15 protein-coding genes and 2 pseudogenes are annotated in these 16,852 nt (G+C 65.9%); 9 read left to right on the top strand and 8 right to left on the bottom strand.

The annotated features are described in order from the left end of the window. The first annotated feature begins 105 nt into the window (after positions 1 to 105). A protein-coding gene (locus tag ACT53M_RS18405) for an IS630 family transposase (protein WP_476235252.1) occupies positions 106 to 1,052 on the top strand; the annotation gives its coding sequence in 2 pieces (ribosomal slippage) (positions 106 to 442 and positions 442 to 1,052; 948 coding nt in all). Positions 1,053 to 1,179: 127 nt separating this feature from the next. Here ACT53M_RS18405 and ACT53M_RS18400 read toward each other — a convergent pair. Further along, positions 1,180 to 1,542 (bottom strand): annotated as a pseudogene (locus ACT53M_RS18400) (IS5 family transposase); the annotation flags it as partial. Between the two features lie 303 nt (positions 1,543 to 1,845). Next, positions 1,846 to 2,433, bottom strand: a pseudogene (gene mobQ, locus ACT53M_RS18395) (MobQ family relaxase); the annotation flags it as partial. Between the two features lie 171 nt (positions 2,434 to 2,604). Here mobQ and ACT53M_RS18390 point away from each other — a divergent pair. The 5 genes from ACT53M_RS18390 (at position 2,605) to ACT53M_RS18370 (ending at position 4,514) form a co-directional block, all read left to right on the top strand. After that, positions 2,605 to 2,928, top strand: a complete 324-nt coding sequence (locus ACT53M_RS18390; protein ID WP_476235251.1) for a conjugal transfer protein TraD — start codon at positions 2,605 to 2,607, stop codon at positions 2,926 to 2,928. Positions 2,929 to 2,944: 16 nt separating this feature from the next. After that, a complete protein-coding gene (locus ACT53M_RS18385) occupies positions 2,945 to 3,157 on the top strand; it encodes a conjugal transfer protein TraD (RefSeq protein WP_476235250.1) in 213 nt (70 codons plus the stop codon). Between the two features lie 100 nt (positions 3,158 to 3,257). Next, positions 3,258 to 3,767 (top strand): Ros/MucR family transcriptional regulator, encoded by a 510-nt coding sequence (locus ACT53M_RS18380; RefSeq protein ID WP_476235248.1) that lies wholly within the window; start codon positions 3,258 to 3,260, stop codon positions 3,765 to 3,767. 70 nt (positions 3,768 to 3,837) lie between these two features. Next, positions 3,838 to 3,978 (top strand): hypothetical protein, encoded by a 141-nt coding sequence (locus ACT53M_RS18375; protein ID WP_139216606.1) that lies wholly within the window; start codon positions 3,838 to 3,840, stop codon positions 3,976 to 3,978. Further along, a complete protein-coding gene (locus ACT53M_RS18370) occupies positions 3,966 to 4,514 on the top strand; it encodes a hypothetical protein (RefSeq protein ID WP_476235255.1) in 549 nt (182 codons plus the stop codon). The genes ACT53M_RS18375 and ACT53M_RS18370 overlap by 13 nt, the downstream gene beginning before the upstream one ends. A gap of 396 nt (positions 4,515 to 4,910) precedes the next feature. Here the strand turns inward: ACT53M_RS18370 and ACT53M_RS18365 are convergent, their stop codons facing one another. The 5 genes from ACT53M_RS18365 to ACT53M_RS18345 all read right to left on the bottom strand — a co-directional run bounded on the left by ACT53M_RS18365 (position 4,911) and on the right by ACT53M_RS18345 (position 13,555). Beyond that, entirely contained in the window at positions 4,911 to 6,545 is a 1,635-nt protein-coding gene (locus ACT53M_RS18365; RefSeq protein ID WP_476235246.1) for a tannase/feruloyl esterase family alpha/beta hydrolase, read from the bottom strand. A 34-nt stretch (positions 6,546 to 6,579) separates the two neighbouring features. After that, complete coding sequence (locus ACT53M_RS18360) at positions 6,580 to 7,899, bottom strand: spinster family MFS transporter (protein WP_476235244.1); 1,320 nt, start codon at positions 7,897 to 7,899, stop codon at positions 6,580 to 6,582. A 24-nt stretch (positions 7,900 to 7,923) separates the two neighbouring features. Then, entirely contained in the window at positions 7,924 to 8,775 is an 852-nt protein-coding gene (locus ACT53M_RS18355; protein WP_476235243.1) for a 3-hydroxyacyl-CoA dehydrogenase family protein, read from the bottom strand. Continuing rightward, positions 8,772 to 10,829 (bottom strand): acetoacetate--CoA ligase, encoded by a 2,058-nt coding sequence (locus tag ACT53M_RS18350; RefSeq protein ID WP_476235242.1) that lies wholly within the window; start codon positions 10,827 to 10,829, stop codon positions 8,772 to 8,774. Before ACT53M_RS18350 ends, ACT53M_RS18355 begins: the two co-directional genes overlap by 4 nt. Before the next feature lie 74 nt (positions 10,830 to 10,903). Further along, the gene (locus ACT53M_RS18345) at positions 10,904 to 13,555 is read right to left on the bottom strand and encodes a TonB-dependent receptor plug domain-containing protein (RefSeq protein ID WP_476235240.1); all 2,652 of its coding nucleotides are present in this window, start codon (positions 13,553 to 13,555) and stop codon (positions 10,904 to 10,906) included. Between the two features lie 164 nt (positions 13,556 to 13,719). Between ACT53M_RS18345 and ACT53M_RS18340 the strand changes: the two genes are divergently transcribed. The 3 genes from ACT53M_RS18340 to ACT53M_RS18330 all read left to right on the top strand — a co-directional run bounded on the left by ACT53M_RS18340 (position 13,720) and on the right by ACT53M_RS18330 (position 16,031). Then, positions 13,720 to 14,802 (top strand): AraC family transcriptional regulator, encoded by a 1,083-nt coding sequence (locus ACT53M_RS18340; protein ID WP_476235239.1) that lies wholly within the window; start codon positions 13,720 to 13,722, stop codon positions 14,800 to 14,802. Positions 14,803 to 14,982: 180 nt separating this feature from the next. After that, complete coding sequence (locus tag ACT53M_RS18335; RefSeq protein WP_476235238.1) at positions 14,983 to 15,438, top strand: excisionase family DNA-binding protein; 456 nt, start codon at positions 14,983 to 14,985, stop codon at positions 15,436 to 15,438. A 2-nt stretch (positions 15,439 to 15,440) separates the two neighbouring features. After that, positions 15,441 to 16,031, top strand: a complete 591-nt coding sequence (locus ACT53M_RS18330; RefSeq protein ID WP_476235236.1) for a PIN domain-containing protein — start codon at positions 15,441 to 15,443, stop codon at positions 16,029 to 16,031. Positions 16,032 to 16,152: 121 nt separating this feature from the next. Here ACT53M_RS18330 and ACT53M_RS18325 read toward each other — a convergent pair whose 3' ends face one another. Then, on the bottom strand, positions 16,153 to 16,368 hold the full coding sequence (locus ACT53M_RS18325; protein ID WP_476235234.1) for a helix-turn-helix transcriptional regulator: 216 nt from the start codon (positions 16,366 to 16,368) through the stop codon (positions 16,153 to 16,155). Positions 16,369 to 16,852 lie beyond the last annotated feature (484 nt).

Here is a 16,852-nt window from a genome sequence, read left to right as displayed (position 1 = left end):
ATCGTGAACACTCCTCTGCAGATGCCGGGCAACAGCATAGCTGCCGCCCGGTGCGGGGGCGTCCACATCATCACGCTTTCTGCTGGTTGGAGGAGGCCAGCATGGATGGCGCGAACGCTTTCGCAGGACCTTCGGGACAGGGTCATCGCGGCGATTGATGGTGGGTTGAGCTGCCGCGCAGCGGCCGATCGCTTTGGTGTCAGCGCGTCGAGTGCGATCCGCTGGCGGCAACTTGCCCTTCGACATGGCCAGGCCGTCGCCAAGCCGCGCGGAGGAGACCGGCATTCCGGCAGGATCGAGGCGCATGGCGGCTTCATCCAGGAGCTGGTTGCCGAGCAGGGCGACATGACCTTGGTTGAGATCCAGGCGCGGCTCGTCGAACGGGGCGTGTCGGTCGGGATCGGCACGCTGCATCGCTTCTTCGTGCGCCACGCGATCACGCGGAAAAAAAGACCGGGCACGCGGTCGAGCAAGACCGCCCCGACGTCCTGAGGCAACGCCGGCATTGGTTCGACGGCCAGCTCGATCTGGCCCCGGAACGCCTGGTGTTCATCGACGAAACGTGGACCGCCACCAACATGACCCGCAGCCACGGCCGCTGCCCGAAAGGCGAGCGGCTGCGGATGGGCTTCCCGCACGGCCACCGCAAGACCACCACCTTGGTCGCCGGCCTGCGCATGACCGGCATGGTCGCGCCCATGGTGCTCGATGGGCCGATCAACGGCGACTGGTTCGAAGCCTATGTCGACCAGGTCCTCGTCCCGGAACTGCGGCCCGGCGACGTCGTCATCATGGACAATCTGTCGAGCCATAGGCGCGCATCGGTGCAGGTGCTCATCGAGGCCGCAGGAGCAACCCTGCGCTTCCTCCCGCCCTACAGCCCCGACTTCAACCCGATCGAGAAAGCCTTCGCACGCCTCAAGGCCATGCTGCGAAAAGCCGGCGAGCGAACCGTCTCCGGCCTCTGGGACCTCATCGGCAGGCTCGTCGATATCTTCAAGCCCGCCGAGTGCGCCAACTACTTCAGTTCTTGCGGATACGAACCGGAATGAACGGAAACCGCTCTAACACTCGCCAACGGCTGCCCCGGCCCTCACATAAAACTGAAGATCAATCACGGACCGTAAAGGCATGGATCATCGTGCGGTTGCAATCATACCTAGGTTCAGGACTCACTGATCAGAGCCAGAAGATGACGGTGGCAGCGAGTGCAATCGCCGAGAAGAAGACGGTCGGGCAGCGGTCGTAGCGGGTGGCGACGCGGCGCCAGTCCTTCAGACGGCCGAACATGATCTCGATCCGGTTGCGTCGCCTGTAGCGGCGTTTGTCGTATTTGATGGGCTCGTTGCGGGATTTTCGGCCCGGGATGCAGGGCTTGATGCCCTTTTCCTCCAGCGCATCCCTGAACCAGTCGGCATCATAGCCCCGGTCGGCGAGCAGCCATTGTGCTCTGGGCAGTTCATCGAGCAGGGCCGCTGCGCCGATATAGTCGCTGATCTGGCCGGCGGTCATGAAGAAGCTCAAGGGGCGACCGTTCGCATCGCCGCGACCGTCTTTGTCCAGCTTCACCAGCTCGGGCGATGCACGCACCGCCGCCATCACCTGGTCGAACTGCTCCTTCCCTTCGCTATGGCGATGCACGAACATCGCCAGATCTCGGGTGGTGAAGGTCGCCTGGGTGCGGGTGATAGCGTCGAGCGCTAGCGCCGGATTGGCGAGCAGCATCTCACCATTGGCGCGGGCGATCTCGTGATGCTCTTCCAGCCGCTCGGAGGTGAGGCCCTGTTCGGCCATTCGGGCCGCTGCCGGGCCGATCTTGTGCTGCGGTTCGAGATCGATGCCCTGCGCTTCCAGCGAGCGGTGATCGACCCGTGCATCGATATCCAGCTCGGCCAGCCGCGCATTGACGTGCCCGGCCCAGCGCTCGCGCCATTTCTCCAGAAGGTCGGTGCGGTTCCAGTCGCGGTTCTTCTTGCCGAACCCTTCGGCATCCACCTCGCGCAACGCCAGCATAACATGCGCGTGCGGCTTGGCTTCGCCATCGGCGCCGACATCCCAGTGCACATTGAGATCAGCGATCATGCCGCGCGCGACAAATTCCCGTTCGACGAACGCCCGTGCGAGCCGAATGCCCTCAGCCTGGTCCAGCTCGCGCGGGATCGCGAATTCGATCTCGCGGGCCAGCTGTGCGTCCTTGCGCAGCTCGACGGCCTCGACCGCATTCCACAGACTCTCCCGATCGGTGAGATGCTCGGGGGCGCCGTCCGGCAGCAGCACTTCCGAATGCACAACGCCGGCCTTGTTGGAGAAGTCGTGATGCCGGTCGAGCCGCTGATCATGGAGCCGCGACGCCGAGCGATAGGCAGCAGCGGCCAGCGCGGACGATCCGCTGGCGCGGCTGATGATCTTGGCCGAGAAATGGTAGATCGCCATAGCGGCAATCCATTTACACCAAACAAGCGACGTCGGCACGACGTATAAGCGCGCCCTCAAAAGATTTCATCTTTTTCGCGACGTGATCATCCCAAGATGTTTCACGACATTTGCGCTGATCGATGCAGTTCCTAAATCACCGAACATCAGCCATCAACTGCGGAGGGTTCGATGCGCAAACCACGTGACTTTGATTCGGAACTGAAGGCGCTCGACAGTAAGGCGAGGCAGCTCAAACAAGCCAAGCTCCGGCAGCTTGGCGAGCTGGTAGTCGCGACCGGTGCCGATGCGCTGCCGGTCGAGCAGCTGGCGGGCGCACTGCTCGCCATTGTCAGCGCGTCCGACATGATCGCACGGGAGGACTGGCGCCAGCGTGGCGCGGCCTTCTTTCAGCGACAGGGAAAAGCGCGCTGTCGCGCTCGTTCGCGTGCAGCATCGGCTGCGGCAGCTGACGGCGGCGCGACACCAGCTGGAAGCGCAGCGGGCGCGGAATGACACCCGGGAATGGGTGGTGAAGCGACGCGAGCGAACGCGCCAGCTGATCGAGCTGGGCGGCCTGGTTGCGAAGGCCGGACTGGTCGAACTTACCGACGATGATCGCGCCGTATTGTTCGGTGTGATGATCGATGCTGCCGCCACGCTCAAAGGCGAACAACGCGATCAGGCGCTGGCGCTATGGCGAAGACGTGGGCGTCGCGCATTTGAGCAACTGCAGAATGAGTAATGTCGCGGCATCTTCCAACATATTTTAGCAGACGGAGTACGCACGCTCCTATAATCAAAAGGTCGGCAGCATGCCGAAAAACAAGGAGCAGGGACGCAGAATGTCTGAGCAGAGCAATACCGACCCCGTTGAACTCGCAAGCGACCTCACCATTGCCTGGTTATCGAACCCGAACAATCGCGCGACGATGGACGATGTCTCCACGTTTCTGCGGAAGATGCATGCAGATGTGATTGAACTTTCAGGTGGTGTCGCCAGCGCGGAAGTTGCCAGCGAAGAACCTGCGTCGGAAGAATTCACGCCGGCCGTTTCAGTCCGCAAATCACTGGCCTCGAAAGACCACATCATCTCGCTGATCGACGGCAAGCCGTATCGGACGCTGCGCCGGCATCTGAGCACACACGGTCTGACGCCTGAGGAATATCGCGCGCGCTACAATCTGAAGGCGGATTACCCAATGGTGGCGCCGACCTATTCGGAGCAGCGCCGCGCGATGGCGCACAAGATTGGCCTGGGCGCCAAGGGCCGCGCAGCGCGCAATGCGCCTGCCGAAGCGCCCGCCCCGAAGCCCGCGCGCAAGCCGCGCGCGAAGGCGGCACCGGCTGCCTGAAGCCGCCAATCACCGTTATCAAAAACGCTTTCATGTTGGCCGCTAAAACCTTCCCCCTGGAGCTTCACCTATGCCCATTATCTCCGCGATGACGGAGCTGGAAGCCGTCAACGAGATGCTGATGAGCATCGGTCAGGCCCCAGTGAACACCCTGTCCGTTACTGGCATCAGGGATGTGTCCGTCGCAAGAGCCCCCGCCTGCAGAGCATGACCCGACGGGTCTTCTCGCGCGGCTTCAACTTCAACACCGACGAGAACTATCCGCTCTTGCCGGATACCGACGGGATCATCCTGGGCCCCGAGGGCGCCCTCAAGATCGAGGGGATGGGCCCGACGGACGACTATCTGACCCGCCGCCCCCCCCCGAAAGGCCTGGCGCTCTACAACAAGACCGACCGCACGTTCCGCTTCACCACCTCGGTGAGCGTCAAGATCGTGTGGGCCTTCGCATTCGAGGACCTCCCCGAGACCGCGCGCGACTACATGGCACGCCTATCATGCGCACCACCGAACCTATTATGCGATGGAGCGGCGGTGGCCGGACGCGCCGTTCTGGCAACGCCGCACCGGCTGACCATCGGCCAAGGCCTTGGCGGCCATTCGACGGACGCGCGGGCGGGTCAAGCGGCCGAGGTGCTGCTGCTGGATATGGAAGCCGATGGGCTGACCGAGACCGTCAACGTGTTGCGGGCGTATATGCTTCGCTGTGACGGTGCGCATGTCCGGCGGATCGCCGGGGTGAGGTGAAACGGTGTGCTCTGAGATCATCTGATGGGCCGCGGTCGTTTCACCTCGCGCGATTGTTGCATTACGGATGTGCTGAGGGGAATCGTCAGGCTCGCGGGCTGACGGCAGTCTCCTGTGCCTTGAGGCTATCGAGCCATTCGGAGACAGCGGACTCGCGCCAGCCCATGCAGTGGGTGCGGATGGTGACCAGGACGAAGGGGGCCAATCTGGTCAGACTGAGATTTCGCTTTAGGGTGCGAGACGACTGCAACAGCAGGGGCTACGGGAAGCCATCCATCGGCGCAGCGCAGACAACGGGGCGGGTCGGTCCGCTGCTCACGCCCTTGGCCGATGCGGAGATCCTCGCACTGACACCTGATCGCAGTATGCCTGACGGCGCGACCATGAAGTATCTACTCACTGCTGAGAAAGTTCGCACCGGAAGCTGTTGGCCGCCGCAGTAGATCCCGTGCCCCGATACACAGTTCGCGCCGGATAAGGGCAAAGCGGACGCTGCATCGCGATCACGTCGCCATCGTCATCGGAATATCGTGTCGCGACGATCCTGGCGGGCGCCTCCCCTCCTTCCGTCCAAGCGATCAGTGCCGAGAACATGTCGTGCTGCGCGTCGTCACAGGGCGGCCGCTGCGGGATGCCCGACGCGGTGTTGAAGGCAACCGGTCCGGTACCGCCGCCGCAATGCATCATGCCGGGAACCAGGAACAGGCGCGCGCTGCCGGCCAGCTTCGCGACTCCACCCATCTGTTCGGCATGGCGATCGAAGAAGGCAACCGACTGCCCGGGTGGGACGAGCGTGTCGGCAAGGCCATGAAACACGATTAGCTTGCCGCCGCGGCTCGCAAATGCCTCCAGGCTTCCTCGCATCGCGTCATTGACAATGGGATCCAGCCGCGTGTCGACAATCGGCATGTCGCGGTCAACGTCGAAGCGCCGCCAGTCCCAGTCGGGGCCGAACACCCATTGGAACAGCGCACCGAAGGGGGGCTGGCCATTGATCGGCTTTTGCAGAAAGGACCAGCCGAACGTGCCAGGCATCTCGCTCCCCGGCAGCCAGCCGAAATAGGCGGGCTTGCCGTCGCGGCCGGTGGGGCCGGCATAGAAAGCGCGCGCGGTGGCAACCTCGCCCTCGGTCAGGCAGGTGTCGGACGCCGCGCCGTTGCACAGCAGCACCTGTGGATCGAACGTGCAGCGCAGGGGATCGGAAACGAACGGGTCGCCGGCCAGCCCGCGGCCCTGCCGCCAGCAACTTGCGATCGCTGTCTTGTGGAGAAGCTTGAGCTTGGCGTCGGAGAGCAGATGCCCCGGCGCGCGATTGGCCGCCGCATAGTCCCACAGAACGGCGGCGTGACCCCAGGTCCGGTTCATCACCGGTGCGCCCACCAGGATGCCGTCATAGTCGCCGGGATAGTAGAGCGCCTCGATCAGTCCCATCTGCCCGCCCGTCGAGCAGCCGGTGTAATACGCCTTCCGCGGCGCCTTCCCGTAGAAGGCCTTGGTGATCGCCTTGCCGGCGACGGTCATCACATGGGTGGAAAGCCGCCCCCAGTCGCGCCACTTGCGCGGCTGACCGGCGAGGGCCTCGCCCTCGAGCGGCGTGGCGGGCGCGGTACCCGTATCGGTGGTCGCCGTCGCGAAGCCGCGCCTTAGCCCCTCGACCATCCCCGGATAGCCCAGCACGAAGTTGCCGCCGAACCCGCCGCTGCCATTGCCGTGGAACACGCCGTTCCAGCCCTGCGCGGGAAGCCACAGCTCCACCCCCACATCCGAGCCGGGTTCAGCGCGCACACGGGCGACGACGCGGCAAAAGCTTCGATAGCCGGGCACGTCGCCGGCGGCCGTGGACTCGGTGGGCTTGGCGGGCACCATGGCCGCGCTCAAGATGGTCGTGTCAGCCAGCTTGAGGCGCATCATTGCCGCGCAGCGGATGCCGCCGTCGGAGAGAGGATCACCCGCTTCCGCCCACGCAAGGTGAGGGGCCAGCGCGCCGATCGCGCTCGCGGCTAGAAGGGCGAGGCAGTGCTTGGGTTTCATGATCCTCTCCAAAGATTCCGATCTGTTGCTTCGGCTAGACGCATGCTGCACCGGCGGGGGATGATCGGCGGATCAGCCGCGCGAGCCACAGGAACAGCGCGGCGGCGACGAGATACATTGGCGCCAGCGCGAAATAGGCCGCCTGCAGGGCATGATCGCCATAGGTGGGGCGGAAAAGGTCGCTGGCGAGGCCGACATAGGTCGGTCCGAGGCCGAGGCCGATGAAGTTCATCACGAGGAGCAGCAGCGCACCCGAGATGACGCGGCGCTCAGGGGCCACTTCACTCTGGACGAAGGTGACGGTCGCCGAGAGGAAGAAGGAGTTGAGGAACATCGGCACCGCCAGAAAGGCCAGTGCGACCTGCCAGCTCGGCGCCCAGGTGAAGGCGAGGAAGAAGGGCAGCGCCAGGACGAGGGAAGCGGCGGGCACGTTGGCGTAGGCGGTCTTGCTGCGCCGCGCGAACCGATCGACGATGCGCCCCGAGGCATAGATGCCCGCGCTCATCCCGATGCCGACGACGAGCGCATACCAGAGCGCCACTTCCTGCAGCGTCATCCCCTTTTCGCGCATCAGGAACAGCACGGTGAAATTGAGCAGGCCATAGGTGATGAAGTTGCCGGCGCCGCTGGCGAGCGACGCCATCAGCAGCAGCGGATTGCGGAAGAACCGCGCGATCGTCGCGGCAAAGCTTTCGGGCACCGGCGTCGGCGCAGAAGCTCCAGGACGACCGTCGGTAGCGCCGCGCTGCGGCTCGCGGACGAGCCAATACACCGCCAGCGCTGCCGCCACGCCCACCGCACCGATCGCGTAGAAGGGAATGCGCCAGTTGAAAGCGGCTGCCAGCGAGGCACCGAAGGCAACGCCGAGCGCCGAGCCGATCGGCGGGCCCAGATTGAAGATCGCCATCGCCGTCGTCCGCCGCGTGCGCGGAAAGCTGTCCGAGATGATCGCATAGGATGGCGGCACGCCGCCGGCCTCGCCGACGCCGACCATCATCCGCGCCACCACGAGCTGCGGGTAGCTGCCCGCCATGCCGCAGGCGGCGGTCGCCGCGCTCCAGATGGCGCAGGCCGCTGCGAGCACCTTCACGCGACTGGTGCGATCGGCGAGCCAGCCGATCGGAATCGCGATGAAGCAATAGAAAAGCGCGAAATAGAAGCCGGTGAGCAGGCCAAGCTGGCCGTCGGTGATGCCCAGCCCCTCCTGGATCGGCTTTGCCAGGATCGAGATCAGCTGCCGGTCGAGGAAGTTGAGCACATAGACGAAGCACAGCATGGCAAGCGTGATCCGCGCGCCCCGCACCGGCGTGGAGCCGCCGCCGGGCGCTGCCCCCATGGCTTGCGCGTCGATCATCCGCTTTTTCCTCTCCAGCATCGTCTATGTCCGGTCCGTCGCCAGCCAGCCGGGTCGCTTCGTACCGCCACCACAGCCCGCGGCGACGCGCTGTTTGAGCAATGCCGGCGGGCGGAAGCGCTCACCATAGGCGTCGTGCAGGATCTGCTGCACCTGCAGGCAGAGGTCCGACGTGACGATGTCCATCAGCGCGAACGGGCCGATCGGATGCCCCAGGCCCAGCCGACACGCGACGTCCAGGTCGGCCGGAGTGGCCACGCCCTCCTCGACCAGCTTGACCGCCTCGATCAGCAGCGCATGCAGCATCCGGTTCACCGCGAAGCCGGCAACATCCTTGATCCGCACGGGCTGCTTGCCGAGCCCGGCGAGTACGGCGGTGACCTCGTCCACGATTGCATCGTCCGATGCGAAACCGGGGATCACCTCGACCAGCGTCATGCGCGAGACCGGCGAGAAATAATGGGTGCCGAGGAAGCGCGCCCGACGCGCCGGCGTCAGGGACGCTGCAAGCGTCGAGATCGGCAGCGTCGACGTGTTCGATGCAAGGATGCACGTCGGGGCGCAGGCTTCGTCCAGCGCGCGCAACACCGCGGCCTTGGCGTCGAGCGACTCGTACACCGCCTCGGTGACCATCGCGCAGTCGGCCATTGCCGCAACGCCATCGACCGGAACGATCCGGGCAAGCGCAGCCTGAGCCACATCGGCGGCGTAGATCTGCCGCGCGACACCCTTCTCGAGGATGCCACCCAGCCGAGCCAGGGCGCCGGCCAGTGCACTCTCGCTGGCATCGTGCAGCAGGACCGCGTGCCCGGCCAAGGCGAAGACGAGCGCGATCTCCGCGCCCATCAGCCCGGCGCCGACAACGCCAACCTTCATGATGCGTCTCCCATGTCAGATGAGGCGCCGGAGCGACGCTCGCGTTGCCAGCGCTGCGCCTGTTCGATGTACCAGGACAGAAGCTCGGGCGTGGCCGTCGCGTCGGCATGCACCACCTTGGCGGCGGCCCATCCGGCGAACAGCCGCTTGATCGGAAGCTCCTGCTTCTTGCCGGAAAGCGTGCGCGGGATGCCGGGTGCGGCGATCAGCAGATCGGGCACGAAGCGGGGCGACAGGCTGGAGCGGATCGCTGCGGCGATCGCCGCTTCCATGCGCGTGTCGACCGGCTGGTTCGCCGCGGGTACGACGAACAGGAGCAGCTGGCTGTCGCCCTCCGCATCCTCGACATCGATGATCATGGTGTCGGCGATCTCGGGCAGGTGCTCGACCGCGGCATAGATTTCCGCGGTCCCCATGCGCACCCCATGGCGATTGATCGTCGCGTCGCTGCGGCCCGAGATCGTGCAGCTGCCGTCGCTGCCGATCGTCAGCCAGTCGCCGTGCCGCCACACGCCCGGCCATGCGGCGAAATAGGAATCGCGGTAGCGACTGCCGTCCGCATCGCCCCAGAAATGGAGCGGCATGCTCGGAAACGGACGCGTGCACACCATCTCGCCGACCGTGTCGATGACCGGCCTGCCCGCCTCGTCCCAGGCTTCGATCGCGGCACCCAGATGGCGGCATTGCAGCCGGCCGGGCGTGTCCGGGAGTTCGGGATTGCCGGCCAGGAATGCGGCGGCGATCTCGGTGCCCCCGCTGACGTTGCACCACCAGATGCCGGGTCGTCCGATGGCGGCGAACTGCGCCGTTCCCCAGCGTTGCACATCGGGCGGCAGCGGCGATCCGGTGCTGCCGAGCGCGCGGATGCGGCTCAGGCCGGGAATGCGCGCCAGCTCGATCCCTGCCTTGCGGCACTGGGCGAAGAAGGCGGCGCCCGCGCCAAACCAGGTGACGCCGCTGCGCACCGCGAAGTCCCAGAGCCGGGTCCAGTCGGGAGCGGCCTTGGTACCGCTCGGCGAGCCATCGAACAGGCAGATCGTCGTGCCGCTGAGCAGCCCGCCAACTTGGATGTTCCACATCACCCAGCCGCTCGCGCTGTACCAGTGGAAGCGATCCCCGCGCGTGTTGGCTTCGTAGCTCGGGCCAAGGTCGAAATGCAGCCGACCTGCGGCGGTCGCGAGCACGACGCCGCCATGGCCGTGGACGATCGCCTTGGGCAGTCCGGTCGTGCCGCTCGAATAGAGGATCCACAGCGGATGGTCGAAGGGCAGCCATAGCGGCTCGAACGCAGCGACGGTCGCGTCTTCGCGCGCCGTTGCAGCGGCGAAGTCGATGGCGTCGTACACGTCGTTCGCGCCGCATCCGGTGGACACAAGCAACACCGTTTCGATGCACGGTAGCTGTTCGCGAATGGCGGCCACGGCGGCGCTCCGATCGAGCGCCTTGCCCGCATAGAAGACGCCGTCGATCGCGATCAGCGCCTTGGGCGCGGTCTGGCGCCAGCGGTCGAGCACGGCAGCGGTGCCCATGTCGGGCGAGCACAAGGTCCAGATCGCGCCCAGGCTGGCGCAGGCGAGCAGCCCCACCACCGCCGCGGGAATGTTGGGCAGATAGGCGGCGACACGGTCGCCCGGCACGATGCCGCGTCCGCGGAGCGTGAGCGCGAGCGACGCCACCTGCCGCCGCAATTCTCCCCATCCGATCGCGACGCTGCCGCCGCTCTCGTCCATGGCGATGATCGCTGGCTGGTCCGCGGCGTCCGCGGCGGCGGCATGGCGGAACACGTGTCGCGCATAGTTTAGCTGCGCCCCGTCAAACCAGCGCGTGCCGGGCATGGAATCGGCGCTCAGCACAGCGGCGAACGGCGTCGGTGATTCGATGCCGTCATAGTCCCAGATGCTGCGCCAGAACCCGTCGAGATCGTCGACCGACCAGCGGCGCAGATCCTCGTAGGTGGCGAAGTCCCGTCCCCGCGCCGCCTTCAACCAGTCGCGGTAAAGGCGGATCTGCGGGATCGGAGCCGGGACGTGCACGCTGGTACCGGGAGGGGTCATCGAGGTGGCAAACCTTGGCTGTTGGTGAGATCGCGAGCGGCGCTGCGCGCGGTAGGCAGCGCCGCTCGGGCGGGCTAGAAGGACGTCCGCAGGCTCATCGCGGCATAGCGTCCGATGGGGTTGTAGGCGCCGCCGATGCCGTCAGTGCCGGGGAAGAAGGGCGGCGTGGCGTCGAACAGGTCGTTCACCTGCAGCGCGAGCTCGGTCCGTTTGGCGAACGCGACATCGGGCAACCGCACCGTCAGGCGCAGGTCGACAGTGGTGTAGCCACCGGCCGTATAGAGGCTCGAGCCGGTGGGCGTGGCGTAGGATGCGGTCACGCCCGAGCGGTGGTTGACGAAGTTGACGAACGTCACCGGCCCGGCGGTGAACCCGAGCGTGGTGCGCAGCGTGGTCCGCGGGATTCCCGCGTCGAGCGAGTCACTTTCAGGGGAAGTGGGCGACAGCCGGTTCGTGTAGTTCAGGATGTAGTTTCCGGCGATGCCGCCGAAGATCGTCCCGAAGCCGGTGGCATGCCGGTACCGCACGTCAAAATCCAGGCCGTTGGTCTTGCGAACGCCGAAATTGCCCTGCCGCAGGTCGAGGATGTTGCCGATCGTCGGGACGGCCGCGAAGGTGTAGAAGAAGGGCACGGTATCGGCGATCGCCGCGCCCACCTGCGCCGGCGTGGGGTTGCGGATCACCCGGGAGGCGAAGGTGGGATCGCTGAACAGCAGCGCGCCGAGCCCCGAAGGCGTCCCGATCACGTCGTCATATTTGATGTCGTAGAAGGTGACGCTGGCGCTCAGATTGGGCACGAACCTCGGCTGCAAGTCGACGCCGAGCGACCAGGTTCGCGCGGTTTCGGGCTCCAGATTCCCGTTGCCGCCGTACAGGAGGATGGTGTTGACCTGGGTCGCGCCGCGCGCCGGATCGCGCGCTCCGAACGCGTCCACCAGCGCCGCTGCGGAGTAATAGGAGCCGACGGTCGAGCCGAGATCACGCAGCCCGGGCGCGCGGAACGATCGTCCATAGCTGCCGCGCAGGTTCACGCCGACGATCGGCTCCCAGGTGACGCCCAGCTTCGGATTGGTCGTCGAGCCGAAGTCGCTATAGTGATCGTAGCGCCCCGAGAGCGACAGGGTGAGGCTGCGGGCGAGCGGCGCGGCGTTGCCCTCGCCGAACAACGGCACGAAGAGTTCGCCGAACACCGATTGGACGTTCCGCCCCAGGTTTTCGGGGAAGCCGACGCCGCCGCTCGATCCGCGCTGGGTATAGGTTTCGCGACGATATTCGGCGCCCAGCGCCACCTTGAGCTTGCCCCCGGGCAGGCTGGCAAGCGGGCCGTCGATCTTCACCGCGCCGATCTCGAGGCGCTGATGGTTGGTGAAATCGGTGGGATTGTCGAGGATCGCCGCCACAACGGCGGGGCTCGTTCGCGTACCGAACGGATCGAGCGCCGTGGCGGTCGTGGTGCCGGCTGCGGCAGCGGTCAGCGCCGTCGTGTTGATCCCGGGCTGGAAGGTATCGTTGCGGGACCAGTTGATCGTGCCGAAGGCGGTCGCCTTGAAGTCGCCGGGCAGATCGACGTCGATGCCGGCGGTCGCGTTCCCGGCGCGCACCCGGAAGCGCTGATCGAAGTGGTCGGCGCCGACCAGCCGGTCCGGCCGGAAGTCGACATATTCGAAGAGGGTATTCGTGCCCGGCGGCGCGCGGAAGAAGGGATTGGCGGCGGTGAGCAGCACGAAGGTCTGTCCGGGCAGCGCCGCCTGCACGATGTCGCGACGGTCCGAATAGAGGAGATCGGCCCAGGCGGTGACGCGGCTCGACAATTTCTGTCGCCCCGAGACGAGCACGCTGTGCGTCCGGTTCTCCGGCAGCAGATCGACTGCCCCGCGCGGATCGCAAGTGTTGATGCCTGGCGCTAGGCTGGGCGCGGCGTAGATCGTACCGGTGAACAAATTGACGTTCGCGTCGGGGCACACCGTAGAGCGCGTATCGACGCCGCCGACGGCGCGGAAATCGAGCGAGCGATAGTCGCGGTTCGCGCCTTTGATGTTGCTGTTTTCCTGATATTGATAGGCGGCGACGATCGATCCGCTGCCCCAGTCCTTGCCCGTGATCGCCCCGGCGTTGAACGCGTGGTAATCGTCCGCCATGCCATAGCGGACGTTCGCCTCCAGCCCGGAGACGCGCGTGCGGGTGATGAAGTTGACCACCCCGGCCACGGCATCCGACCCGTAGACCGCCGAGGCGCCGTCGGCGACGATCTCGACCCGTTCGATCGCCAGTTCGGGGATGAACGGATAGTCGGGGTTGGTCTGCTGGGTGCTGCCGGAAATCAGGCGGTGGCCGTTCATCAACGGCAGGGTGGCCGCGCTCGGCAGGCCGCGCAGGCCGGGCGCGAAGGAGCCGAGGCCGCCATTGCTCACGCGCGGGGCGGTGTTGAAGCTGTTGAGCTGCGGCACCGTCGCGAGCAGTTCGGGGGTGCTCGCCGCGCCGATGATCTTGGCATCTTCCCGCGACACGCTGATCAGGCCCGATCCGGTCGGCGGAACGCCGCGGATGCTGGTGCCGGTGACCACGATCACCGGCTCCGCCTCGTTGCTGCCTTCCTCGGTCTGATTCGCTGCTTCCGTGCTCTGGGCATGCGCAAGCGCCGGCAGACTGAGCATCACCGCCACGAGTGCGGACCGGCGGCACAGACGCGCACGCGAACGCGCAGATCCTGCTGGATACGACATCATTTCCTCTCCCCGCATGGGCTCTTCTTGGATGCGGACTTCGCCGCTGCCGCACTTTGTCGGCTTGATCCCTTGCTTATGGTCTGGAAGACAGGCGGGTAAGCGCACCGGCGGACATCGCAGTGTCTTTAGCGGACATGTCGGGCAGAAAATGGAGAGGGAGAGCCATGCCGGTCGAGGAGGACGATGCGGCCAGGATGCGCAGCGGCCGCGCCGGGTTCCCGTCGCTCAACCAGCGCATCTTCGCACCGTTCAAGATCGCGACGGTCATCGATGCGGTGGCGCGTCGCGGCATGACGCCGGAGACGGTACTGGCGCGCACCGGGCTGACGCCGGCAGATGTGCACGATCCCCACACGCTGACGTCGATCGGCCAATATCTGGTCGCCTGCGAGAATATCGTTGCTGCCGGCGCAGCGCCGGCCGACGCCTTCGCGATCGGCGCGCGGCTGCATCTCTCCGCCTATGGCATGTACGGCTACGCGCTGATGTGTTCGCCGACGATGCGCGACTTCTTCGACTTCGCCGTCCGCTACCAGCCCCTCGCCACGCCGACCGTGCGCCTAGAATGGCGGGCGGACGGCGACGTGGCGGTTTGGCAGTTCCGCGAGATCTATCGTGACGTGATGAGCAGCGAGGTTCGCACCTTCCTCGTGCGGCAGCAGATGAAGATGACTTTCACGCACATCCGCGACACGGCGGGGACCGACAACCTGCCCGTTCGCGCGCTCTTCGCCTTGCCGCGGGACGCGCATGCCGCGGAAGACGCACGCGAACTTTCCTGCCCCTGCACCTATGACGCGGCGGCGAACGAACTGCATTACCGGATCGGCATTCTCGAGCAGACGCCCGAGCTGGGCAATCGCCTGACCCGGATCATGCTGGAGGAGACCTGCGAGCGGCTGATCGGCCAGTCCAGGACATCCTCGGGCCTCTCAGGCGAGGTGTACCAGATCCTGTTGAACGCCCCCAGCCGCTTCCCCTCGATGGAAGCGGTCGCGGCGCATCTAGGCTTGCAGGAGCGGACGCTTCGCCGCCGCCTCGCCGCCGAGGACTCGAGCTACGGCGCGATCGTCGACGATGTCCGCCGCCGATTGGCGATCGAATATCTCCAGACGACCCGGATGAGCGTCGACGATGTTGCGTGGAAGGTAGGCTTTAGCGACGGCGCGAACCTGCGACGTGCGATCCGGCGCTGGACCGGCAAGACCGTCGCAGGCATCCGCGCGAGCAAAGCGGAACCCGCCTGAACGCCGGAGGAGGCACGAGGTGCATGTTCGTGCCCCCATCACTGTCTCGGCAGCCAATGAGCGCGGCACGATGCTTGAGAGATGATGCCTCTACAGATTGGAACATATCTCGCTTACGATTATTTCGCTTATTGCGTTTAATGCGAATATCGAATAGCGGATTGGCTAACGGAGAGCCCCATGACCATGCCAGCCTTTGCCGAGGAACTCGGCAGCCGCCTGCCTTCCGCGAGCGAAAAGGCGGCGGCCAATCAGCTTCGTCAGATCCTGGCGTCGCACGCCTCCGGCGATGCGACCCTCAGGGTTCTGGACGATGACAAGATCTCGACCGAGATCACGCTGACCCCAGGCCTATCGCGGCTGCTGATGGAGTTGCTGCGGCACGTCGGACGGGGTGATGCGGTGACGCTGGTGCCGGTCAGTCAGATGTTGACCACCCAGCAGGCGGCGGACATCCTGAACGTCTCCCGTCCCTTCTTCATTTCGTTGCTGGAGAAGGGCGAGATTGCGTTCGATACCGTTGGCCGGCATCGTCGGATCAGGGCCGAGGATCTGTTCGCCTACAAGCGCGCGCGCGATGAAAAGCGCGGCAGCGCGCTATCGGCGCTCGCCGAGCTGGACGCGGAGCACCTGTAGAATTGTTCGCCAACCGGTACACCGCGTTCATCGACGCCTGTACGCTGGCGGGCACGCTCAAGCGCAATCTGTTGCTGACGCTCGCGGAGGCCGAGTTTTTCCGCGTCCGCTGGTCCGAACGGGTGATGGATGAAACCGAGGCGGCGATCGCCAGAATCCTCGGCGGCAAGGGCGTGGCGGATGCCGAGGATCGTGCCGCGCGCGCTCGGGCGAGCATGGAAGCGGCGTTCGAAGATGCAGCCGTGGAGGAGTATGACGTCTTCCTGGGTGCTTGTGTCGGGTTGCCCGATCCGAACGATGCACATGTCGTCGCGGCAGCGCTGAAGACCCAAGCTGCGACCATCGTCACCGAGAATTTGAAGGACTTCCCCGAAGCAATTCTTGCCGGCCTGAACATGGAGGCCCGGTCGGCGGATCAGTTCATCGCCGACACCATTGCGCTCGATCCGGGCAGAGCCGTGGCGGCCATTCGACGGATGCGTGAGCGGTTCAAGCGTCCGGAGAAGACGGCCGAAGTGCTGCTGCTCGATATGGAAGCCGATGGACTGACCGAGACCGTCGACGTGCTGCGGGCGCACGTGCTGTCGCTGTAATGGCGAGCATGTCCGGCGGATCGCGGCGGTGAGGTGAAACGGTGGGCTCGGAGATCTTTCGATGGGCCGAGGCCGTTTCACCTCATAGGATTGGTGCAGTCGGACGTGTGGGAGGGAATCGTCAGGCTCGCGGGCGGACGGCAGTCTCCTGTGCCTTGAGGCTGTCCAGCCATTCAGAGACCGCGGACTCGCGCCAGCCCATGCAGCGGGTGCTGATCCGGGTGTTCTTGGGGAAAGTGCCGGCTTCCATCTTGCGATAGAGAGTGGAGCGGGTGAGACCGGTCAGTGCCAGGACAGCCTTGATCCGGAGGATGCGGTCTGGGTGTTGGGATTGCATTGCGATCACCTTGCATCGTGTGAGGGTTGGTGGAGCGCTCCGGGGCAAGGTTGCGCCGAGTGGTGGGTCTGGAAAAGAGCCTGGTTGGGCTCAGATGGGGCAACCTGGGGACTCCCGCCCCCCTTATCGTCGAGCAAGAAACATCTGAGGTTCAAGGCAGGCGTGCCAGGGCGTCTCACGCCTTCGGCGTGACTGCGCTCGCACGCCGCTGGCGCGGCGCCGAGTCGGCCTGGCCGTCTCCGCCCTACGGGTTTTGATCGCGGACGCTGGCCGATCCTGCGGACCGGCAGCCGGCAGGTGCCGGCAGCGGAACGCGGGTGCGGTGCGCGCGCTGGCGCACGCCTGCGGCGACACCAGGGCGCGCGGGTTGCTGGTGCCCGCGTGGCACACTTGCCCGGGCGGGAGGCACGGGCGGCGGCTGGCGCACGGGCTGGCGCGCGCACGCCGCCCGCGCGGGCCCGCCCGGTTGCAAGGGTGCGGGTTT

The sequence above is a fragment of the Sphingomonas sp. DMC6 genome, assembly GCF_056314225.1.
Note: the sequence above shows the minus strand (reverse complement) of the source record. Positions and strands in the feature narration are given on the sequence as shown.